The organism is Bradyrhizobium sp. SPXBL-04, from assembly GCF_051853035.1.
Taxonomy (GTDB): domain Bacteria; phylum Pseudomonadota; class Alphaproteobacteria; order Rhizobiales; family Xanthobacteraceae; genus Bradyrhizobium; species Bradyrhizobium zhanjiangense.
On record NZ_CP182472.1, the window covers coordinates 3533816 to 3556084 of the forward strand.

At 64.4% G+C, this 22269-nt stretch carries 20 protein-coding genes; 12 read left to right on the forward strand and 8 right to left on the reverse strand.

The window, feature by feature from the left end:
* Positions 1 to 239: 239 nt before the first annotated feature.
* From ACNJX8_RS16540 to ACNJX8_RS16550, 3 genes are all read left to right on the forward strand, one after another.
* Entirely contained in the window at positions 240 to 1328 is a 1089-nt protein-coding gene (locus ACNJX8_RS16540) for a hypothetical protein (RefSeq protein ID WP_439361377.1), read from the forward strand.
* Between the two features lie 343 nt (positions 1329 to 1671).
* Positions 1672 to 1866 carry a hypothetical protein gene (locus ACNJX8_RS16545; RefSeq protein WP_128940488.1) on the forward strand — a complete coding sequence of 65 codons (195 nt, stop codon included), beginning with the start codon at positions 1672 to 1674 and terminating at the stop codon, positions 1864 to 1866.
* 601 nt (positions 1867 to 2467) lie between these two features.
* Positions 2468 to 4930 (forward strand): putative bifunctional diguanylate cyclase/phosphodiesterase, encoded by a 2463-nt coding sequence (locus ACNJX8_RS16550; protein ID WP_439361378.1) that lies wholly within the window; start codon positions 2468 to 2470, stop codon positions 4928 to 4930.
* Here ACNJX8_RS16550 and ACNJX8_RS16555 read toward each other — a convergent pair.
* From ACNJX8_RS16555 to thrS, 3 genes are all read right to left on the reverse strand, one after another.
* Positions 4916 to 6184: a serine hydrolase domain-containing protein gene (locus tag ACNJX8_RS16555; RefSeq protein ID WP_439361379.1), complete on the reverse strand. Its 1269-nt coding sequence runs from the start codon at positions 6182 to 6184 to the stop codon at positions 4916 to 4918. The genes ACNJX8_RS16550 and ACNJX8_RS16555 overlap by 15 nt on opposite strands.
* A 63-nt stretch (positions 6185 to 6247) precedes the next feature.
* A complete protein-coding gene (locus ACNJX8_RS16560; RefSeq protein WP_128933029.1) occupies positions 6248 to 6811 on the reverse strand; it encodes a nitroreductase family protein in 564 nt (187 codons plus the stop codon).
* A gap of 93 nt (positions 6812 to 6904) precedes the next feature.
* A complete protein-coding gene (gene thrS, locus ACNJX8_RS16565) occupies positions 6905 to 8947 on the reverse strand; it encodes a threonine--tRNA ligase (RefSeq protein WP_439361380.1) in 2043 nt (680 codons plus the stop codon).
* Positions 8948 to 9132: 185 nt separating this feature from the next.
* Here thrS and ACNJX8_RS16570 point away from each other — a divergent pair, with 185 nt between their 5' ends.
* Together ACNJX8_RS16570 and ACNJX8_RS16575 are read left to right on the forward strand one after the other, a co-directional pair.
* Entirely contained in the window at positions 9133 to 10308 is a 1176-nt protein-coding gene (locus ACNJX8_RS16570) for an MFS transporter (protein ID WP_439361381.1), read from the forward strand.
* Between the two features lie 89 nt (positions 10309 to 10397).
* On the forward strand, positions 10398 to 10775 hold the full coding sequence (locus tag ACNJX8_RS16575; protein ID WP_091889385.1) for a hypothetical protein: 378 nt from the start codon (positions 10398 to 10400) through the stop codon (positions 10773 to 10775).
* Positions 10776 to 10815: 40 nt separating this feature from the next.
* Here the strand turns inward: ACNJX8_RS16575 and ACNJX8_RS16580 are convergent, their stop codons facing one another.
* Complete coding sequence (locus ACNJX8_RS16580; RefSeq protein WP_439361923.1) at positions 10816 to 12138, reverse strand: alpha/beta hydrolase; 1323 nt, start codon at positions 12136 to 12138, stop codon at positions 10816 to 10818.
* 333 nt (positions 12139 to 12471) lie between these two features.
* Between ACNJX8_RS16580 and ACNJX8_RS16585 the strand changes: the two genes are divergently transcribed.
* Together ACNJX8_RS16585 and ACNJX8_RS16590 are read left to right on the forward strand one after the other, a co-directional pair.
* Positions 12472 to 13839 carry an APC family permease gene (locus ACNJX8_RS16585; RefSeq protein ID WP_128933034.1) on the forward strand — a complete coding sequence of 456 codons (1368 nt, stop codon included), beginning with the start codon at positions 12472 to 12474 and terminating at the stop codon, positions 13837 to 13839.
* A gap of 2 nt (positions 13840 to 13841) precedes the next feature.
* Positions 13842 to 15050, forward strand: a complete 1209-nt coding sequence (locus ACNJX8_RS16590; RefSeq protein ID WP_128933035.1) for a hypothetical protein — start codon at positions 13842 to 13844, stop codon at positions 15048 to 15050.
* Here ACNJX8_RS16590 and ACNJX8_RS16595 read toward each other — a convergent pair whose 3' ends face one another.
* Positions 15051 to 15260, reverse strand: a complete 210-nt coding sequence (locus ACNJX8_RS16595; protein ID WP_128933036.1) for a hypothetical protein — start codon at positions 15258 to 15260, stop codon at positions 15051 to 15053.
* 92 nt (positions 15261 to 15352) lie between these two features.
* Complete coding sequence (gene yidD / locus ACNJX8_RS16600; protein ID WP_128940497.1) at positions 15353 to 15691, reverse strand: membrane protein insertion efficiency factor YidD; 339 nt, start codon at positions 15689 to 15691, stop codon at positions 15353 to 15355.
* Positions 15692 to 15939: 248 nt separating this feature from the next.
* Here yidD and ACNJX8_RS16605 point away from each other — a divergent pair, with 248 nt between their 5' ends.
* On the forward strand, positions 15940 to 16851 hold the full coding sequence (locus ACNJX8_RS16605; RefSeq protein WP_128933038.1) for a hypothetical protein: 912 nt from the start codon (positions 15940 to 15942) through the stop codon (positions 16849 to 16851).
* A 98-nt stretch (positions 16852 to 16949) separates the two neighbouring features.
* On the opposite strand, the gene ACNJX8_RS16610 is transcribed toward ACNJX8_RS16605, so the two are convergent.
* Positions 16950 to 17405 carry an iron-sulfur cluster assembly scaffold protein gene (locus tag ACNJX8_RS16610; protein ID WP_091889370.1) on the reverse strand — a complete coding sequence of 152 codons (456 nt, stop codon included), beginning with the start codon at positions 17403 to 17405 and terminating at the stop codon, positions 16950 to 16952.
* A 235-nt stretch (positions 17406 to 17640) separates the two neighbouring features.
* On the opposite strand from ACNJX8_RS16610, the gene folE reads away from it, so the two are divergent.
* The 4 genes from folE to ACNJX8_RS16630 all read left to right on the forward strand — a co-directional run bounded on the left by folE (position 17641) and on the right by ACNJX8_RS16630 (position 21514).
* On the forward strand, positions 17641 to 18333 hold the full coding sequence (gene folE / locus ACNJX8_RS16615) for a GTP cyclohydrolase I FolE (RefSeq protein ID WP_091889368.1): 693 nt from the start codon (positions 17641 to 17643) through the stop codon (positions 18331 to 18333).
* Between the two features lie 84 nt (positions 18334 to 18417).
* Entirely contained in the window at positions 18418 to 18840 is a 423-nt protein-coding gene (hisI, locus tag ACNJX8_RS16620; RefSeq protein ID WP_128933039.1) for a phosphoribosyl-AMP cyclohydrolase, read from the forward strand.
* 176 nt (positions 18841 to 19016) lie between these two features.
* A complete protein-coding gene (locus ACNJX8_RS16625) occupies positions 19017 to 20078 on the forward strand; it encodes a lytic transglycosylase domain-containing protein (RefSeq protein WP_164940304.1) in 1062 nt (353 codons plus the stop codon).
* A 260-nt stretch (positions 20079 to 20338) separates the two neighbouring features.
* On the forward strand, positions 20339 to 21514 hold the full coding sequence (locus ACNJX8_RS16630) for a DUF2336 domain-containing protein (RefSeq protein ID WP_439361382.1): 1176 nt from the start codon (positions 20339 to 20341) through the stop codon (positions 21512 to 21514).
* A gap of 173 nt (positions 21515 to 21687) precedes the next feature.
* On the opposite strand, the gene ACNJX8_RS16635 is transcribed toward ACNJX8_RS16630, so the two are convergent.
* On the reverse strand, positions 21688 to 22266 hold the full coding sequence (locus ACNJX8_RS16635; protein ID WP_128933042.1) for an Hpt domain-containing protein: 579 nt from the start codon (positions 22264 to 22266) through the stop codon (positions 21688 to 21690).
* Positions 22267 to 22269: the final 3 nt, after the last annotated feature.

Consider the following 22269-nt stretch of genomic DNA (forward strand, 5'->3'; position numbering starts at 1 on the left):
GAAAAACTCCCCTACGCCGGGGCCAGGCCCGTATCACCAGACTAGGCGTCACACTGGCGCTCCGCCAGAACCGCGGCGAAGCATGGTTTATGCCGCTTTGGGAAGCGCACAGGGCAGGAGTATGGCGATGGACGGTTGCTTCGGGACTAATCACGCAGGCGTCAACCGGGTTCCAATGACCGTATTCGATCGGGTTCCTGAGGCTTGAATTTGCCGCGTTTTCGGTGAAAAGCAGGGGCATGACACGCGGGGGTGACGGCATCATCGGATGGCGGCGCAGCGTTCGGCTGCTGCCGGCGTTGATCCTTGCCGCATGCCTCATGTCCCTCGGCCCGGTTTTTCTTGGCCAAAACGCCGCGCGCGCGCAGCTTTTCTCCGATCGGCCGCCGCCAGTGCCCCCCGCATCGGTGCCGGATCCCGGCGGCGCCATCAATCTGGCGCCGCCCTCCGGGCCGGGCGCCGGCCCCCCGAGCCTGCCGCCGACCCTGGCGCAGCCGGTTACGCCGAGCATGCCGCCGCCCGCAGTCACCTCCGTGCCGCCGGCCGCGCCGCTCAATGCGGCCGCGCCCGGTCAGGGCGTGCTGTCGCTGACCGCGAAATACGGCAAGGATTCTCCCGCGATCACCAGCGGCCTAGTCTGGCGCGTATTCGCCGACCGTCCCGACGAGAACGGCACCTTCAAGCTGATCCGCGAGGACCGCAACGCCACGCCCAACATCGTGCTGCCGCCGGGCACTTACGTCGTGCACGTCGCCTTCGGCCTCGTCAGTGCAGTGCGTACCGTCAGCCTGAAGGCCGAGACCGACCGCGAATCCTTTGTGCTGCCGGCCGGCGGCCTGCGCATCGAAGGCCGGGTCGGCACCAGCCGCATCCCGCAGAACCAGATCTCGTTCGCGATCTACAAGGGCAGCCAGTTCGAATCCGGCGAGCGCGCCTCCCTGGTACCGAACGTCGCCGCCGGCGACGTCGTGCTGATACCGGAGGGCACCTACTACATCGTCTCCAACTATGGCGATGCCAATTCGGTGGTGCGCTCGGACATCCGCGTCCAGGCCGGCAAGCTCACCGACGTCACCATCACCCACCGCGCTGCCGTCATCACACTCAAGCTCGTCAGCGACAGGGGCGGAGAGGCGCTCGCCAACACCGCCTGGTCGGTGCTGACCCCGGGCGGCGACGTCATCAAGGAATCGATCGGCGCCTTTCCGCGCGTCGTGCTCTCTGAAGGCGAATACCGCGCCATCGCCAAGAACGAGGGCAAGGTCTACGAGCGCGGTTTCAACGTCGTGAACGGCGTCGACGGCGAAGTCGAGGTCGTCGCGCGGTGATGCCTCGGCGGCGATGCCGCCGGTGGTGGTCTGGTCCGGATGCTGGGCTTCACGCCTCGGAAAATCCTCCGCTTCTCACATGGCGCACAAGCACACCATCTCCTGTTACCTCTGCGGTAGCGCCCAGGCCGCGTCTCAAGGCGCGAAGAAACCCGCCATCCGCGCCTTATTCCGGAAAACCACGTGAGTTCACCACGCCGGTGGACGATGCCCGATTCCGATCATCAATTTTATTCTCTTTCTATCCCGCTGGGTTATATGTCGCATCGGTCCAGGGGAGCCGGATGCGCAGACCATCGACGGCTGCGCCAGCGGCAATGAGCAGGGGGCCCAGCCGGTCGGGATGTTCGAAGTGATCCTAACGAGGCGCAAGCGGTTTGGCTGGCGATGGCAGGTGTGCGACCAGTCCGGCAAGATATTTGCGGACGGGTTCGAGCGCACGCGTCCGTCCGCCAAATATCACGGCGAGCGCGCGCTGTTCTTTCTGCTGTCACAGGCCCATCTGAACGACCGCTCCGCCGCCTCGAGCGAGGAGTAGCGGCGGGCGAGCGCCTCGCCTTGCTTTGAGCGAGTACGGGCTACAAGACCTTGCGCTGCCCGTCGGGCGAGGATACGCGGGTGTGCCTGCGATGAAGATGTGCGTTAGACGAGCGACGTTGCCATCCACATATTCCATCATTGCGAGGAGCTCGCGACAAAATTGCAATGCAATTTTGCGCTGATGCGACGAAGCAATCCAGACTGCCTTCTCCGAGGGATTCTGGATTGCTTCGCTCCGCTCGCAATGACGATGTTGATGCAGTCGCGCACGCTACCTCCCCACGTCGTCCTGGCGAGAGCCAGGACCCATTACTCCGGTCAGCATTGTCGAAGCACGCTAACGGCCAAAGCGATCGCAACAACGATCTGCGGTGGTTATGGGTCATGGCTTTCGCCAGGACGACACCGGGGACGGCGACGCCGTCGCCAATGTCTCAGCACGTTTCGAAAACACAACCGTCATAGTCTCTAACGCCGACTAACCAACACCTGACTTAAAACTGTCATAATCACCGAACGGACCCCGCGTCCGTGTGCTCTTTACACGCCGTTAAGCGCAGCTGCATTGGATGCGCCGGGATAGTGCGTTGGGGACTGCCATGAGTGCCACGAAGAAAGTGTCGGGAAAACCGGCCGCCGAAATGTTCGATGACATCCCGGTGCTTCAACGCAAATGGCGTGCCGCGTTGAAGCCGGGCGAACGGCTGCCGCGCTACGAGGACGTGATGCTCGGCAGTCTCGGACGGCTCGCCGATCACATCGCGCTGCTCAGTGGTGACGGCGCGCTCGAACTGTCGCGCAGCGGACGTTATGTGCAGAAATGGCTCGGCGAGGAGCGCTGGGACATTGCCGTCGCAGAGCTGTCGCCCGATTGCGCCACGGCGCTGACGGAAGCGGCGGCGATCGCGCTCGCGACGGGACAGCCACATCATGCCAGCGCGCATTGCGTGCGCGACGGCATGGTCAGGACCTACGATGTGCTGACGCTGCCGACCGCCTCGCGCTGGGGCGCGACGCTGGTCGGCGCCTACATCAACGAGCGCGGCACGCAATACAATCTCCTGGATGCGATTTTCTCCGCGACCGACGACGCGGTGGTCTCGCTGGCGACGCTGCGCGATGCAAGCGGCAAGGCGTTCGATCTCCAGATCGTGCACCACAACAAGAGCGCGGGCGCGCTGCTGAAGGCCGCGACCGGAAGCCTGCTGTGGCGGCGGGTCGGTGAGGAGAGCACGCTGCTGGCCGCACCCGAGATCATGGACTTCCTGCTCAAGGCCGTCTCGGGCGGCCGCGGCGAGCAGCTCGAGATCGAGAGCGACGGACGACACCTCCGCCTCGGCGCCACCGCCTTCGCCGACGTGGTCTCGCTCACGATCTCCGACGTCACCGCGTTGAAGCGACGCGACGCCTCGTTCCGTTTGCTGTTCGACAACAACCCGATGCCGATGTGGGTGTTCGACGCCCAGACCAAGCAGTTCCTCAGCGTCAACGACGCCGCGGTCCAGCATTACGGTTACAGCCGCGCCACCTTCCTGCGCATGAAGCTGCACGAGATCTGGCCCGAGGACGAGTGGGAGAGCCACGCCGAGGCACTCGAACGCGTTGGCGATGCCTATCATTCCTCGCGCAACTGGCGGCACCTGCGCGCCGACGGCAGCGAAATCGAGGTGCTCACCTTCGGCCGCCGCGTCGCCTTCGATGATCGCGATGGCTATCTGGTCGCGGTGGTCGACATCACCGAGCGGCGCAAGGCCGAGGCGCGGATCGCCCACATGGCCCATCATGACGGGCTCACCGACCTGCCGAACCGCGAATATTTCCAGCAGCGGCTGAAGCAGGCGCTCGACCAGGCCGGCGGAAAGCGGGTCGGCGTGCTCTACATCGATCTCGACTTGTTCAAGAACATCAATGATTCCTTCGGGCATCCATCGGGCGACCGCCTGCTCAAGCAAGTCGCCGAACGTCTGACCACCGCGGTCCGCGGTGCCAATCTCGCGGCCCGCCTCGGTGGCGACGAGTTCGCCGTCATCCTGGCGGCCGACGTCTCGCCGAACGAGGCCAGCGCCTGCGCGACCTTGCTGATCGACATGTTGAAGGCGCCCTATGAGATCGACGGCCAGGAGATGGTGATCGGCGCCAGCATCGGCATCGCGCTGTCACCGGGTGATGGCACGACGTCCGAGGAGTTGATGCGCAACGCCGACATGGCGCTGTACCGGGCCAAGTCCGACGGCGGCGGTGTGCACCATTTCTTCGAGCGCGAGATGGACCTCCAGGCGCAGAGGCGCCGCGACATGGAGCTCGACCTGCGCCGCGCCTTTGCCAATGGCGAGTTCGAGCTGCACTACCAGCCGCTGGTGTCGATCGCCTCCGACCGCATCTCCGGCTTCGAATCGCTCTTGCGCTGGCGGCACCCAGACAAGGGCATGATCTCGCCCGCCGAGTTCATTCCGGTCGCCGAGGACATCGGCCTGATCTCGCAGCTCGGCGAATGGGTGCTGCGCGAGGCCTGCGCCGAAGCCGTGAAATGGCCTGTCGACATCAAGGTCGCGGTCAATTTGTCGCCGGCGCAATTCCGCAGCCGCAACCTGGTTCAGGTCGTGATCTCGGCCCTGGCGCAGTCCGGCCTGTCGCCGAGGCGGCTCGAACTCGAGATCACCGAGTCGATCTTCCTGGCGGAGACCGAAGCCAACCTCGCCACGCTGCATCAGTTGCGCGAGCTCGGCGTCGGCATCTCCATGGATGATTTCGGCACCGGCTATTCCAGCCTGAGCTACTTGCGCAGCTTCCCCTTCGACAAGATCAAGATCGACCGGTCCTTCGTCAAGGATCTGGCGCAGCGGCCCGATTGCAGCGCGATCGTGCGCGCGATCTCCGGTCTCGGCCGCAGCCTCAACATCACCACCACGGCGGAAGGTGTCGAGACCGAGGATCAGCTCGACTGGCTGCGCGCCGAAGGCTGCAACGAGGTGCAAGGCTTCCTGTTCAGCGCGGCGCGGCCCGCAGCCGAGATCGGAAAGCTGCTCGCCGATTTCGGTCAGCGCGCCTCACGGGCGGCGTAGCGGAGGCGGGTAGCAATCGTAGACCAGCGCTTTGAACGCCGGCGTGATGCGGCCGCGCTCGCTCTGAGTCTGTTGCATCATGAGGTAGACCATGTCGAGCTTGGGATCGACGCCGAAATAGGTGCCGCTGCCGCTGTCCCATTTCAACTCGCCGATCGAACCAGGCGGCGGCGGTTTCGCGTTGCCGGGATCGGTGCGCACCGCAAGACCGTAGCCATAGCCAAAACCGTCGCCGGGGAAATAGAAATAGTCGCGTCCGACGCCGGATCCGGGCCCGATGTGATCGGTCGTCATGGCCTTGAACGCAGCAGGGCTCAGATAACGCTTGCCCTCGAACTCGCCGCCGTTGAGCAACATCTGCGCGAAGCGCTGATAGTCGGTGATGGTCGAGAGCAGCCCGCCGCCGCCCGACTGCCATTCGGGATGGTCGAGGCGCTCACGCTCGGCGGCGAGCAGGATGAAATCGTTCGGCAGCGGCCGCGCCATCCGCGCCAGTTCGTCCTCCGTCGCCAGCGCGAATTTGGTGCTGCTCATGCCGAGCGGATCCAAGATGCGTGCTTTCAGGAATTGGTACAGCGTCTGGCCCGAGATGATTTCGATGACGCTGCCGAGCACGTCGGTGGAATGACCGTAGCGCCACAACGTTCCCGGCTGCCGCGCCAGCGGCAGCTTCGCGATGCGGTCGGCGAATTCCCTGTTGTTGAACTGACCTTCGAAGATATCGGCAGCCTTGTAGGCCTGCTCGACCCATTTGCCGCCGATATAATCGTAGCTGATGCCCGAGGTGTGCCGCAGCAGATCCTCGATGTTGACGGGACGGACCGGCGGCACGAGATCGAGCTCCAGCTTGCCGTCCGGCTTGGTGATCTCGAGGCCCACCTTGGTGTCGGCAAAGAGCGGGACGTATTTCGACACGGGATCGGTGAGCGCGAGCTTACCCTCGTCGATCAGCATCATCGCGCCGAGGCACGTGATCGGCTTGGTCATCGAGTGGATGGCAAAGATCGTGTCCGGCGTCATGGCAAGGCCAGTCGTGACGTCGCGCACGCCGAACGTCTTGAGGTAGACCGGCTTGCCGTGCTGCTGGACCAGGATGACGGCGCCCGGCAGCCGGCCGCTCGTCACCTCGTTGTCGAAGAATGCCGTGATGCGATCGAGGCCATCGGGCGTTGGAGCGGGAATCTCGGCGGCGCGGCCTCGCGCCATGGTGCTGGCCAGCAGCGTAGCCCCGACCAGAAATTCACGGCGTCTCATCCGGGCTTCCTCCCTGGGCGGGATGAAAGCCGGAAGACGCCAAAGGCGTCAACAAAACATCGCTTAAAAACGCGTCACGATTTCCGAAAGGAACGGTCGCGGACGGTCTTCGCTCGGCTTGGTCGGCGTGCCGATGTGGACGAAGCCGGCGAGCTTTTCGTCCGGCTTGAGGCCGAGGCCGTCAAGCACGTCGCGATCGAAGGCGAACCAGCCGGTCAGCCAGCAGGCGCCGTAGCCGAGGGCGGTTGCGGCCGTGACGATGTTCATGGCGCTGGCGCCGGCCGACAATTCCTGCTCGAAGGCCGGCACCTTCGGATGTGGCTTGGTGAAGCTGACGATGCCGATCACGAGCGGCGCGTCGGTGAGGCGCTTGCGCTCGGTCTCGACGTCGGCGGCAGGTGCGCCTGGGTTCTTCCGGGCGAAGACTTTTGCGATCACCTCGCCGGCGCGCTGGCGGGCATCGCCCTCGAAAATGATGAAACGCCAGGGCGTCAGCTTGCCATGGTCGGGCACGCGCGCGCCGATGGTGAGGATGGTCTCGAGCTCGGCTGCGGAGGGGCCGGGCCCGGTCATCTCGCGCGGCTTGACCGAGCGGCGGGTCTTCAGGAGTTCGATGGCATCTCGCACTGCGATATCCTCTTCAACTGGTCGGCGGACGTACAGACCCGAGATAGGTATGCACGCCCGCAACCGGAAGCGAATTTAGATCGATTTCAGGGCTCAGACGGCGCCACGCGCCCGCTGCACGTCCGGCGGGGTCGCCTCGTCGAGGAGGGCGGCGATCGCCTCCTGCGTCGTCATCACCTTCTGGCCGTCGCTGCCGAGCCGGCGGACCGAGACCGAATGCGTCTCGGCTTCCTTCTTGCCGACCACGAGCAGCGCCGGGATCTTGGCCAGCGAGTGCTCGCGGACCTTGTAGTTGATCTTTTCGTTCCGCAGGTCGATTTCGACCCGAAGGCCCGCGCGCCGCGCCTGCTCGACGACCTGCTTGGCGTATTCGTCGGCTTCCGAGGTGATGGTGGTGACCACCACCTGCACCGGCGAGAGCCAGAGCGGGAAGCTGCCGGCATAGTGCTCGATCAGGATGCCGATGTAGCGCTCCATCGAGCCGCAGATCGCGCGGTGCACCATCACGGGCGGCTTCTTGCCGCCGTCATGATCGATGTAGAACGCGCCGAACCGCTCCGGCAGGTTGAAGTCGACCTGCGTGGTGCCGCACTGCCAGTCGCGGCCGATGGCATCGCGCAGCACATATTCGAACTTCGGCCCGTAGAAGGCGCCTTCGCCGGGATTGATCTCGGTCTTGATGTGATTGTTCTGCGACTGGATCTCGCGCAGCACCGTCGCCATCACGCGTTCGGCGTGATCCCACATCGCATCGGTGCCGACACGTTTGTCGGGACGGGTCGACAGCTTCACCGTGAGGTCGCCGGTGAAGCCGAAATCCGCGTAGGTCGATAGGATGAGATCGTTGATCTTCAGGCACTCCTCGGCGAGCTGGTCCTCGGTGCAGAAGATGTGTGCATCATCCTGGGTAAAGCCGCGCACGCGCATCAGGCCGTGCATGGCGCCCGACGGCTCATAGCGATGCACCACGCCGAACTCGGCGAGGCGCAAGGGGAGGTCGCGGTAGCTCTTCAGGCCATGCTTGAAGATCTGCACATGGCCCGGGCAGTTCATCGGCTTCAGCGCAAACCAGCGCTTGTCCTCGGCCTCGTCGCCGGCCGACTGCGCCGCGAACATGTTCTCGCGGTACCAGCCCCAATGGCCCGAGGTCTCCCACAAGACCTTGTCGAGGATCTGCGGCGCGTTGACCTCGCTGTAGTCGCCGGTCAGGCGCCGCCGCATATAGGCAATCAGCTGTTGGAAGATGGTCCAGCCCTTCGGGTGCCAGAACACGACGCCTGGACCTTCCTCCTGGAAGTGGAAGAGGTCGAGCTCGCGTCCGAGCTTGCGATGGTCGCGCTTCTCGGCTTCCTCGATCTGCTTGAGGTAGGCGTCGAGGTCCTCCTGCTTGGCGAAGGCGGTGCCGTAGATGCGGGTCAGCATCGGGTTGTTGCTGTCACCGCGCCAATAGGCGCCGGCCACCTTCATCAGCTTGAAGGCATTGCCGACCTTGCCGGTCGAGGTCATGTGCGGGCCGCGGCAGAGATCGAACCAGTCGCCCTGGTAGTAGATCTTGATCGGCTCGTTGCCGGGAATAGCGTCGACCAGCTCGACCTTGAAGGCTTCGCCCTTGTCGCGGAACACCTGTTTGGTCTTTTCGCGATCCCAAACCTCTTTGGTGAAAGGTTTGTCGCGCGCGATGATCTCGCGCATCTTTTTCTCGATCGCGGCAAAATCTTCCGGGGTGAACGGCTCGTTGCGGAAGAAGTCGTAGTAGAAGCCGTTCTCGATCACCGGGCCGATGGTGACCTGGGTGCCCGGCCACAGCGATTGCACGGCTTCGGCCAGCACGTGCGCGCAGTCGTGACGGATCAGCTCGAGCGCGCGGGGATCCTCGCGGTTGACGAGCTCGATCTTCGCATCGGCCTCGATCGGGTCATTGAGATCGGCGAGCGCGCCATCGAGCGCCATCGCGACCGTGCGCTTGGCCAGCGACGGCGAGATGCCCTTGGCGATATCGAGGCCGGTGATGCCCTTGTCGAACTGGCGCTGGGCGCCGTCTGGGAAGGTGAGGGTGACCTTGGGGGCGGGAGACACGGGCTTCAGATTGGAGAGGCTGTACTGGAATCCGGATTCGGATTTTGGCTGGTCGGTCATGCTTTTCTCCTGAGGCTCACTCCTGCGAACGAGCGCAGGTAAGCGGGAACGAGCGATATATCAGGCGATTCGGCCTGCGCAATCCGGCAATTCCAAGAAAGTGGCGCGCAAAAGCTGGGACCGTGCACCAACTATTTCAGAGCGCGCCCTTTAATCGACCGCAGCTCTGCTCTACATGCACTTGCATGGAAAGATCGCCTGCTGCCGGCCGCTTCGCGCCAACCGCCCTGATGCTCGGCAATATCGTCACCGGCTGCTCGGTGCTGGCGCCCGCGGGCATGCTGCCGGAATTGGCAACCGGGCTCGACGTCAGCATCCATGCGGCCGGGCTCCTGATCACCTTTGGCGCGATCACGCTGTGCATCGGCTCGCCGCTCACGGCCTGGCTGACCAGCCGCATCGAACGGCGCACGCTGCTCACGACCACGCTGGCCGTACTCGCCGTCGGCAATCTCGCCTCGGCCTTTGTGCCCGACTATGCGAGCCTCCTTGCCATCCGTCTGGTGATGCTCGCGGTCGGCGCGCTCTATACGCCGCAGGCCGCCGGCACGGCGGCGCTGATCGTGCCGGTGGAGCGGCGCGGCAGCACCATCGCCTACATCTTCCTCGGCTGGTCGCTCGCTGCCGCCGTCGGCTTGCCGCTGATCACCTTCGTCGCCAGCCGCTACGGCTGGCGCGCCGCCTATGGCGAGATCGGCGCGCTCGCCTGCATCAGCTTCCTGTTGCTGCTGCTGCGCCTGCCGTCGGGCCTGAAGGGCGCGCCAGTGGATATCAAGACCTGGGCCGAGGTCGGCCGCAGCAAGACAATTCTGCTCCTGCTTGCGATCACCATGCTGCAAATGTCCGGGCAGTTCGTGGTGTTCACCTTCATGGGCCCGCTGCTCAACAAGCTCACCGGCGCCGGACCCGATGCCATCGGCATGGTGTTCGCGCTTTACGGCGTCTGCGGCTTTCTCGGCGTCGCCATCGCGACCCGCGTTGTCGACACCTCGGGCCCTTATCGCACCTCGCTGCTGTTCACCTGCCTGCTGCTTGCGGGGATCACCGGCTGGGCGCTTGGCGCCGGCACGTTCGCATTGATGGCGGGCGCGGTCGCGGTCTGGGGCCTTGGCTTTGCCTCGACCAATTCGATGCAGCAGGTGCGGCTGGTCGCGGCCGCGCCGTCGCTGGCATCGGCGACCGTCGCGCTCAACACGTCCGTTCTCTATATCGGTCAGGCGGTCGGCTCGGCCATCGGCGGATTGCTGTTCGCCCGCGAGCTCCTGCACACGCTCGGCTTCGTCGCGGTCGGTTTCGTCGTGTTGGCGCTGCTCCTGGTGCTGTTGACCCAGCCCCGGTCGGCTGCCGCCGTGATGGCCTGAATCCCGCGGCTTCCGCGTGCAAGATGCTTGGCAACCGCGCGGGAGAGCGCTAGAACGCCCATCATGGGGACCAGAGAGAGTTGACTGAGATGAGGATGATTTTGGCGGTTGCCGCGGTGCTCTATTCAGCCTCCGCGTTCGCGCAAGCCGACAAGCCACCGATGGTGGGGGACAAGCCGCTGGTGCAGGTCAAGCCCAAGGGGACTAAGGAGGCTGCGGCCAAGCCCGCCGCGGCGGCGAAGGGCAAGCCGCAATCGATCGCGGCGCGGCTCCAGGCCTGCCTCGAGATCGATGACGGCACCAAGGACCGTCTCAACTGCTACGACGCCGTGATCCCGCCGGCGCCGAAGCCGAAGCCGGCGAAGGCCAAGGGCTACGCCGATTGCCGTTTCTTCAAGGAAGAGGACGAGCGGCTGGCCTGCTTCAACGGCTTTGCCGAGAGCATTCCGAAGCTGCCGAAAACCTAAGCGATAGACCGGGCCCTCAGCGCGCCACGGTCACGTCCGTTTAACGGCTCGATGCGGATGGATTGGTGGAGGCGACGCGCGTGAGCGCAAGCGCGGGCGTCGCCGACATCTTCACCAGGACGTCCTTGAGCGGATCCCGCGTCCAGGCCCTCGTCACGTAATCGCGATGAGTGATGCCCTCGCCAGTCTCGACGAACACCACGCTGCCGGGCCGCAATGGCCCGTCCATGTCTTCCGAGACGCTGATGCCCTTCTGCCTCAGCATGCTCATCAGCTCGCGGTCGCGCCGCGCGGTGTAGCGGGTGTAGGCACTGACGAAGAAGCCGGAACGGTGGCTCTCGATCCAGGACGCGAACTTGTCCATTTCGCCATAGACCGCGTCGAGCAGCACGACGCCGCGGACGCGGTCGCTGATGCCGCCGACCTCCAGGCTCCAGGCCGTCGGCAGGAAGCCGCCGCTGTAGCCGACGATCACGATTGGCATGTTGGCGAAGGCCCGCGCGCTGTTGGGATCGCCGGTCAGGCGGGCGAGGTGGTTGGCCGATTCCTCCATGAAGCGCTTGAGGCCGCCCGCCTGCCAGAACTTGCCGGCGCTGGAATCGGCGGCATCGACCGCCATCTGCGGCGCAAGCAGGATGGCATTGGCGCCGGAATCGGTGATCTGTTTCGGCACCAGCTGGCGGTCACGCACGTCGCGCTCGAGCGTCGCGCCATTGCCATGGAAGAACACCACGATCACGCCCGGCTTGCGGACGTCGAAATGCTCGGGGACGTGCACCAGCACGCGGCTGTCGCTGTAGGTTTCGTCCTGCCAGTAGACGCGCCCCGAATAGCTGCGGTGGCCGCGGCGGTCGCCCTTGGAGATGTTGAGGAAGGGCGCGTCGGAGGCGGGGTTGTTGCCGAAATAGGGAAAGGCCGACGACTTCATGCTGACGAGCGTCGTTAGGTCTTCGCGCGGCGGACGCTTGTAGGGGAGCTGCGGCTCGAGCGAAGCGACCTTGTAGGGTGCCTGCTCAGGTTGCGGCTGCTGGACGGCGCGCTTGGGCGAGAAGTCCGACATCTGCCGTTGCAGGAAGCTCTCGCTCGCCGAGGGGAAACGCTCCCTGAACTGCGGGGCAGGGAAGCGATCCTCGAACGTGTCGCCGCTTGCCGCCTGCGTATTTGTCTTGGCGACCACCTGCACGTTGGCCTGCGAGTTCGCCGCGAGCGCCGCCGGATTGGGCGCCTTGCCGCATTGAACCAGCGTCAGCGACATCGGTACCAAGGCTGAGATCAGGCCGATCCGGAGCACGCGACCGCGCGCGCCGGACATCGTCCGGTCTACACGAGTGTCAGCTCTCAATTTCGGAACGGCCCCGACCATCCACCCATGACCCCAAGTCACGTCCATCAAGTCGCGTCCATCGGCAATCTTGAGAAAATTGCGCCGACTAGCGTTTAGGCGACGTTAAGCGTCCGGTGAAACTTCCCCACATCCGGAACGCTCAAAGGGACCATGCAATCGTGTCCTGATTGTGGGGGATGAGAACGGGATTGTCCGGGATTTGCGCAGGTTTATTGCCCAAGACCGTGCATAAGAGGTGTCAAAATACCCGGTTCGCCTGCCTCATTTAACCCTTGTTAACCCTGCTTGAATTGACTGACCAATCTGCATGATGCTCCCCATGGGGCGAGACGCCTGAGGCTTGAGGACCCGATGACAGCATCAGATGCGGGTACCGCGCCCTGGACTGGCCGGCTGACCGGAAACGGGTCGGGGGTCTCCGTTCTGGTCGCAACCGCCATTGTCGTCGCCGACATGATCGGGGTCGGCGTCTTCACCAGCCTCGGCTTCCAGGTCAAGGACATCCCATCGGGCTTTTCGATCCTTCTGCTCTGGACAGTCGGCGGTATCGTCGCGCTGTGCGGGGTGTTCTCCTACAGCGAATTGGGCGCGATGTTTCCGCGCTCGAGCGGGGAATACAATTTCCTCGGCCGCGCCTATCATCCCGCCTTCGGCTTTCTCGCCGGCTGGGTCTCGGCGACGGTGGGATTTGCAGCGCCGGTCGCGCTCGCCGCAATGGCGTTCGGCGAATATGCCAAATCGGTCGTGCCCGAACTGCCGCCGATCCCGCTCGCCATCGGCGTGGTGTGGCTGGTTTCGCTCGTGCAACTGACCGGCGTCAGGCACTCCTCGACCTTCCAGCTGATCTCGACGATTATCAAGGTCGTGCTGATCGTCGCCTTCCTGGTGGCCGGCTTCGTTATCGGCGTGCCACAGCAGATCACCTTCATGCCGCAGTCGGGCGATCTCGCCCACATCGTCAGCGCGCCGTTCGCGATCGGGCTCGTCTTCGTGATGTACTCGTTCTCGGGCTGGAATGCCGCGACCTACATCATCGGCGAGATGAGCACGCCGCAGCGGAGCCTGCCGCGCGCGTTGCTCGCGGGCACGCTGATCGTGCTCGTGCTCTACGTCGCGCTGAACGCGGTGTTCCTCTACTCGACGCCTGTCAGCGCGCTGGCCGGCCAGCTCGACGTCGCCAGTGTCGCCGGCAGCGCCATCTTCGGCGGCCTCGGCGGCCGGATCGTCGGCGCGATGATCTGTGTCGGTCTGATCTCCTCGATCAGCGCGATGATGTGGATCGGCCCGCGCGTGATGATGACGATGGGCGAGGACATTCCGGCGCTGCGCGTGTTCTCGCAGAGGTCGGCGAACGGTGCGCCGGCCTATGCGATCCTGTTTCAGCTCGCCGTCGCGACCCTGCTGCTGTTCACGCGCAGCTTCGAGGCGGTGCTCGACTTCATCCAGTTCGCGCTGCTGTTCTGCTCGTTTTTCACCGTCGCCGGCGTCATCAAGCTTCGCATCACCGATCCCGATTTGCCGCGGCCCTATCGCGCCTGGGGATACCCGTTCACGCCGCTGGTTTTCCTGCTCGTGACCGCGTTCATGATGTACTACCTGTTGACCGAGCGGCCGGTGCAGTCGCTGTCGGGGATGCTCGTCATGCTCTCGGGCCTGCTGATTTATGTTGCATTCCGCAGGCGGCCGGTTGCCGCTGGCAATTCATCACATCGCGAATAGACATGTTTCGACCCCTGAGAATTGCAGCCATAGCCCTTGCCCTGCTGGCTGCGGCCGTCTCGTCCGCACGTGCCGCCGAGGTCACCTACGACGACACCGCGCGCTTCCTTGCAGGCATGCAGCCTTCGGCGGACTCGCCGCTGGTGCCGCTCACGAAGGATCCGGGCTGGCAGCGTCATGCGAAATTCTTCGATGGCGCCTTCGCCCAGCTCGAGCAACGGCAGCTCTCCAAGATCCGCAGCTGGGCCGACGTCAATCTCGCCGCGCCCCGGCCAACCATGTTCTACATGTTCAGTGGTCCGGATTTCCTCTATGCCAACGCCTTCTATGCCAAGGCCAGCACCTATGTGCTCGGCGCGCTCGAACCGGTGGGGGCGGTGCCCGACCTGACGCGGCTGCCGCGTGGTTCGGTCGGCACTGCGCTCTACAACGTCGAGCGCTCGCTCGCCTCGATCCTGAGTTTTTCGTTCTTCATCACCAAGCAGATGAAGGTCGACCTGCACGCCAATCAGGTCAACGGCACGCTGCCGATCCTCTATGTCTTCCTGGCGCGCTCCGGCAAGACCATCCGCAACGTCGAGATGATCGCGCTCGACGACAAGGGCGGGGTGCATACGGCCGGCGACAATCCGGGCCCCAACGCTACGCGCGGCGTCCGCATCACCTTCGCCGGGAGCGATGGGGAGGCGCGCACGCTGTATTATTTCTCGAATGATCTTTCCAATGCCGGTGCACGCGCGACCGGCTTCCTGAAATTTTGCGAGACGCTCGGGCCCGGCAACAGCCTGCTCAAGAGCGCGTCGTATCTGCTGCATTCCGGCAATTTCACCGTCGTGCGCGATTGGCTCCTCGCCAACAGCGCCACCATCATCCAGGACGATTCCGGCATTCCGCTCGCGAACTACAGCGCGCGGCAATGGCGGTTCTTCCCGTTCGGCCGTTATCTCGGTCCGATCGATGAATTCCCGGGTCGCTACCAGGAGCGCTACGCCGAACTGTTCACGCGCGCCCAACCGATCGATTTCGGCGTGGGCTACCGCTGGCGGACGCACGAGTCGAACCTGCTGCTCTCGGTGAAGGTGCCGGGGAGCGAGGCCGCGCCGGCGGAGACCACGTTCGCCGAGCCGTCGCCAAAGCCGCTACGGCCGAAGCGGCTACGTCCGCCCGAGTCGATCCCGCCGCAGTCCGGACGTTTCTTCTGGTTCCGTTAGCTACCAGTGCACGCTCTGGCTCGGCACGATGAACGCCGTCGTGCTTGGCGGCGTTGCGAGGCTCGTCGCTAGATACCAGCCGGAGCCGAGCACGAGCGCCAGCAGGGCGACGATTGCGAGCAGATCCATGGTTCTGGGGTCGTGGTGCCGCCTGGAGCCAGGATTTGGCTTAATCCTGAAGGGAAAATGAGGGCTGATTTTCCAGCGCATTGTTGTTTCCTCCCCTATGGGAGCATCACATCAACGCGAGCTGAGAGTTCCGGTTCCAGTCAAGACAGCGATGCGCGACGCACCGCAGCAGCTTAGGACGCGTTGACCCCGCGCCAACGGCCGTAGCGCCAAGGCAGGTACCAGCGCGCGCTTTGCGGCGCGGTGAGCGGTACGTTGTCGATGCCTGAGGTGCCGAAGGGATTGCAGCGCAATAGGCGCGCAAGCGTCATCCAGCCGCCGGCCCAGAGTCCGAACCGTTCGATCGCTTCGTCACCATAGACGGAGCAGGTCGGCAGGTGCCGGCAATTGTAACCGACCAGCGGCGAGAGCGTATGGCGGTAGAGCCAGATCAGAGCGCGGCCGAATCTGCGCGGGAGCCGGAGCGCGCCCGCAACGGGATTGGAACAATGCTCGCAGGCTGAATGCTTCATGTGCGCTTTGCTGCAACGTTAAGCGACGTACTGCTCGGTTCCAATGCAGGGAACCGTAAGCTGTTGTTTGCGCGCCATATTTTGCCTGCTTTCTGGGAGCAGTGCAGCAAGTATCTGTGGACGAGCTGTATTCGCCCGGATACCATTTTTATGACGCCCGTGTGTAGAAACATACGCCTGTATGATGGACTCAGAGGGCGCTACCGGGGATTGTTTGGGGACCTTTGGGGCTTGGGGAAGGAACCAGATTGAAACTTCTGAACTCCCTTAATCTTCGCGGCTGGTTGCTAGTGGGAACCGCCGTCTGTGGAGTCGCGCTGGCTGGAGCCGTCGCGACATTCGGGTCGTCAGCGCGAGCCGGTGCTGCCCTCGAAGAGCGCAAGCTGCCGATGAAGTTCAGCTGGGTGGCGTGTGAGCCGAACTGCCGCGGCTGGGTCAGCGCAGTCGGCATCATCACCGCCGATACGCCAAAGGATTTCGAGGAGTTTTCTCGCGGACGCCAGCTCGGCGGCGCCACCGTGGTGCTCGACTCCAGCGGCGGTTCGGTCAACGATGCCATCACGCTGGGCCGGCGCTTCCGCAATCTCGGACTTCTGACCACGGTCGGCATTAGCCTGCCAAACCGCGGCGGGCAAGGCGCCCGTCCGGCGGTCGCGTCCGGGGCCTATTGTGAATCCATGTGCGTGTTCCTGCTGCTGGCCGGCAAGAAGCGCTACGTGCCGGAAGCCGCCCATGTCCGCGTTCATCAGATCTGGATGGGCGATCGCGCCGACGATGCCAAGGCTGCCAGCTACAGCGCGCAGGACCTGATGATCGTGGAACGCGACATCGGCCGTCTCGCCAAATACACCTTCGACATGGGCGGCGCCGGCGATCTGCTGTCGCTCGCGCTCAGCGTGCCGCCGTGGGAGGATTTGCACGAGCTCGACGCCGGTGAGCTCAAGCTCACCAATCTCGTGACGACGGACCTCGTGGCCGACGTGCTGCCGCATGTGGACATCTCCGCGCCGGCGATGGCGGAGCTTGCACCGAAGACGCAGGCCAGGTTCGGCACGGGACCGGAGCAGCCTGCCAAGTCGACCAAGACCGCGGAAGCCTTGGCACCGACCGCCGGCGGCGTGGCCACACCAGCCACACCAGCCGCGGCGACGCAGAAATAAGCTTCTTCTACCGTCGAAACGACGAACCCGGAATCTAGAGATTGCGGCACGAGATTCCGGGTTCGCGCAGACGCGCGCCCCGGAATGACACTGATGAACTAGCCCTGCGCCGCCGCCGGCTGCTTCGCCTTGGCCTCGATCTGGCCGATGGCATCCACCACCGCATCGAAGGTCAGGAGCGTCGAGGCATGCCGCGCCTTGTAATCGCGGACCGGCTCGAGGAACTTGATCTCTTCCCATTTGCCTTGAGGAGGCGCTCCGTTCTCCTTCAGCATCTTGCGAACGGTTTCGCGTAACTCACGGAGTTCGCTCGCAGTCGAGCCGACCACGTGACTTGCCATGATGGATGAAGAGGCCTGTCCGAGGGCACAGGCCTTCACGTCATGGGCGAAGTCGGTGACGGTGTCCCCATTCATCTTGAGGTCGACCTTCACGGTCGAGCCGCACAGCTTGGAGTGGGCAGTGGCGGAGGCATCGGGGTCCGACAGCCGCCCGAGGCGCGGAATATTCCCGGCCAGTTCGATGATCCGCTTGTTGTAGATGTCGTTCAGCATGTGATGGAGTCCAACACTTCCGCACCGGATCGGCCTTGGCGCGCGCCGTCCACGGTCCTATATAGGGGCGGAACCGGCGGAAAAATAGTCCAGCGGGGGTGGCCCAGACCATGCGGCCGACGTTGGTGGAGAGGATCTTTTCCACCAGGTTCAATTATTCTGTTCAGGCGTCCGGCGGCTTGCCGCCCCGTCTGCCGGTGACACTCCGGCCGCAAGGCCGTCGAACGGAGTCGATATGGACGCCACGATCAAATCCATCCGCCCCAACAAGCCTTCCGATCGGCAGCCCGAGAGCCGCCCCGCCGAGCTTGATCCTGCCGAATTCCTCGCGGTCGCCGTCCGCGCCGACCAGCCGCGCCCGGCGCGCGCCGAGGCGGAAGCGGCGGTGAAGACGCTGCTCGCCTATATCGGCGAGAACACCGAACGCGAAGGCCTGCTCGACACCCCGCGCCGTGTGGTCGAGGCCTTCGACGAGCTCTATCAGGGCTATCACCAATGCCCGGCCGAGGTGCTCGACCGCACCTTTGGTGAGACGGCGGGCTATGATGATTTCGTCCTGGTCCGCGACATCGAATTCACCTCGCAATGCGAGCATCACATGATGCCGTTCTACGGCAAGGCGCACATCGCCTATACGCCGGTGGAACGCGTGGTTGGCCTGTCCAAGCTCGCGCGCCTGACGGATATCTTCGCCCGCCGGCTGCAGACCCAGGAGCATCTGACGGCCCAGATCGCGGCCGCCATCGACGAGATCCTCAAGCCGCGCGGCGTGGCGGTGCTGATCGAGGCCGAGCATACCTGCATGTCGGTGCGTGGCGTCGCCAAGCATGGCGCCTCCACCTTCACCAGCCGCTTCACCGGCATGTTCCGCGACAATCCCGCGGAGCAGGCCCGCTTCCTGTCCCTGGTGCGAGGCACGACGCGCTGACCTCGCAAGGCCTTATTTTTTTGAGCATGATCTTTTCGGAAAACCGCTTCACACTTTTCCGGATCATGCTCGAGCGAGGGTCCCGTGTCCGCTCACTCCCATGAGATCGAGGAAGGTCTCGCCTTCCTGCCCAAGTTCGACGCGAGCGGTCTCGTGACCTGCGTCGCGACCGATGTCGCCACGGGCGATGTGCTCATGGTCGCGCACATGAACGCGGAGGCGCTGCGCAAGACGATCGCGACCGGCGAGGCTTGGTACTTCAGCCGCTCGCGCAATGCCTTGTGGCGAAAAGGTGAGACATCGGGTCAGACCCAGCGCGTCGTCGAGATGCGCACCGATTGCGACCAGGACGCGATTTGGATCCGCGTCGAGCAGATCGGCGCGGCGTGCCACACCGGGCGCAGGTCCTGCTTCTACCGCAAGGTGGAGGGAGAGGGCACCGGTGCGAAGCTCGTGTTCGTCGATGCGGAACGGCTGTTCGATCCGGACGCGGTCTATAAGAAATAGCAAGCTGTCATTCCGGGGCGCGCGCGTAGCGCGAGCCCGGAATCCATTGCAGGGCATCGCGCGCGGCTCAATGGATTCCGGGCTCGCACCTACGGTGCGCCCCGGAATGACCGTGAGGGCTAAATTAACCCGGCATTAACCATACCTGTCCCACGGTGAGACGACAGGGCGCCGAATTGCCGGCGCCGCTCAACGCCGCGCGGGGCGGGCACTTCATCATGTCGGTCGACAATTTCAGTGCGACGCAGACGGCCGGTCTCGATCCGTCGCGGGCGCGCGTTGCCGGCGCGATCAAGCAGGCCTCCAATATCTCCGGCGTCAGCTTCCAGTACATGTTGACCACTGCCAAGATGGAATCGGATTTCGATCCGACGGCCGGTGCCACCACCTCGTCTGCGCACGGGCTCTATCAGTTCATCGACCAGACCTGGCTTGGCACCGTGAAGGAGGCCGGCACCCAACTCGGCTATGGCAGCTATGCCGACGCCATCACTAGGACCTCGTCGGGCACCTACACCGTCGATGATCCCCTGGTGAAGCGGTCGATCATGAAGCTGCGCGACGATCCGGAGGCTGCATCCAACATGGCTGCGGCGCTGACGCAGTCGAACAGTTTCAAGCTCACCGGCCTGCTCGGGCGCAGGCCGAGCGACAGCGAACTCTACATGGCCCATTTCATGGGCGTCGGCGGCGCCGCGAAACTGATCGCCAATGCCGAGGACAATCCGCAAGCCGTCGGTGCGCGGCTGTTTCCCAACGCGGCCGCCGCCAACCGCTCGATTTTCTACGCCAAAGATGGCCGCGCCCGCAGCGTCTCCGAAGTCTATTCGGTGCTCGACGCGCGCTATGCCAGCGCGGCCAATTCGAAAGTGACGCGCAGCGCGATGGCGATGTATGGCGATACGCCCACGACGACGCAGGTCGCGAGCGCGAATGGCGTGCAGCCCGCTGCGCCGGTCATCGACAACGCGGCTTATCTCCAGACCTTCCCGAATACTCGCGCCGTGACGCCCGTCGGTGCGACGTCGCCAGCGACGCTCGCGGACAATGCGCCGAGCACGCCGGTGTTTCGTTCGATCTATCAGCCCGGCGACGTCACGCAGCCGGTCTCGACCACCGTGCAGAAATTGTGGGGCAACAACGCCTCACTCACTTCGGTCGCATCCGCGACGCCGGACATGCGGCCGCCGCAGCCGCTCGATCTCTTCAGCGATCGCAGCGGCACGTTCTCGAGCTAACTCACTGATCGAAGAATAATCGCTCGCGTCCCGGACGCGCCGCGCTGCATCCGTGCACGAAATCCAGATCTTTGTGCGGTGCGTGGGCGAGGGCTCGCGCTCTCTCGTGTCCCGGACGCCGCGGCCTTTGTTCCCTTAACAAAACGTCAATAAAACCAGCCAGTTATGGTGAACGCTTTGTTAAGCGTCGTGGTTTATTTTGTGTTGCAGGTGACAAGCCGTCACCATTTTTCGTTTTCGTTGCGTAAGCCGGAAGCACCATGATTGTTCGGCAGTTCATTAATTGGATCAGGACGGCGTCCGCCGGGGAGCGGGCCGAGGCGACGCGGGCGTTGGCCCGGGCCTGGCTGATCTCGGATCTTTCTCATGACGATCGCGTCGCCGCCGAAGGCGCGCTCTTGATGTTGCTCGACGATCCCTCGCCGCTGGTGCGGCAGGCGATGGCCGAAGCCTTTGCGCGCAGCACCGAGGCGCCGGCTGCAATCGTGCGGGCACTGTCGGCGGATCAGCCGACGGTTGCGCTGCCCGTGCTCGAACATTCTCCGCTGCTGATCGATGCCGATCTCGTCGACATCGTCGCCACCGGCAATGACGAGGTGCAGTGCGGGGTCGCCCGCCGTATAGCGCTGCCGGTATCGGTCTGTGCCGCCATCGCCGAGGTCGGCTGCGCGGCTGCGGCGCTGGAGCTGATCGAAAATCCCCATGCCGAGCTCGCGCCGTTCTCCTGGAACCGCATCGTCGAGCGCCACGGCCATCTCGCCGCGATCCGCGAGGCGATGCTGGTGCTGGAGGATCTGCCGGCCGCAACGCGCGCGGCGCTGGTGACCAAGCTTTCCGAGACCCTTGCGCAGTTCGTCGTGGCCCGAAACTGGCTGAGTGCCGACCGTGCCGAGCGCATCACGATCGAGGCGCGCGATCGCTCCACCATGAACATCGCAGCGCGCTCGCGTGGCGAGGACATGCAGGGCCTGGTGCGTCACCTGCGCATCACCGGCCAGCTCACCGCGGGTCTGATCCTGCGGGCGCTGCTGTCGAGCAATCTCGACCTGTTCGATGCGGCGCTCGCTGAACTCGCCGATCTGCCGCTGGCGCGCGTCTCGGCGCTGCTGCACGACCGCGGCGGCAACAGCCTGCACGCGCTGCTCCGCCGCGCCGGGCTGCCCGAGGCGACATTCGCGGCATTCCAGGTCGCACTCGATGCCTGCCACGAGCAGGGCTTCGTCGACAGTGATGATGGTGCGGCGCGGCTGCGCCGGCGCATGGTCGAGCGCGTGCTTACCCATTGCGAGACCGACCGCGGCGCGACCGAACCGCTGATGGTCCTGCTCCGCCGCTTCGCCACCGAGTCCGCGCGCGAAGAGGCACGACTGTTCTGCGACGAGCTCGTCGCCGAGGATGCGGTCGATCCGGTCTATGATGATCTGATTGCGGCCTGACGAGACGCCGTAGGGTGGGCAAAGGCGCATCGCGCCGTGCCCACCGCTTCTTCACACAGATCATGTTGATTGGTGGGCACGCTCCGCTTTGCCCACCCTACGATTCTGATCGTGTCGATAGAGCGGAGTCGAAGCCCCAAACTCCATCATTGCCAGAGGAAAGAGCTGAGCCCTTACTCCGTCGGCGCAATGCTTGGTGCCAGGATTACCTCGAGATGCTCGGGGCGGTCGCGGTTGACGTGGGCGAGATATTCGTCGGCGACCTTGCGCAGGCGCCGGCTGAGCTCGGCGGAGACGCTGATGCTGTCGAGCCTGGTGTTCTCGTGCACGATGGCGAGGATCGCGTTGATGTGGTGCGTGAACAGCTCGGCCGGCACCTTCGAAAGATCCGGCGCATGCTCGATGACGCGGCACAGGCTCTCGGCGATTCCCGCTGCCGAAGCAAAGCCGAACGTCGCCGCATCGCCCTTGATGTCGTGCGCGGCGTGGAACAGCTCGTCGCGCAGCTTCTTGGTGAAGCCATCCCGCTGCACGGCGGTCCAGGCGGCGGACAGTCTCTGGACCTCGATCGTCATCCAGTTCCTGAATTCGCCGGAAAGGCCCGCCAGCGCCTGCTCGGCGCGGGCGACCGGATCGTCCATGTCCTTGTCTTCGACCCGGCGCAGCACCTTTCGCAAGGGATTGGGCTGCCTGATGACGTGATGCGTGGCGAAGGCCGTGACCTCGATGTCCTTTGCGCTGTTCTTCGCCATGAT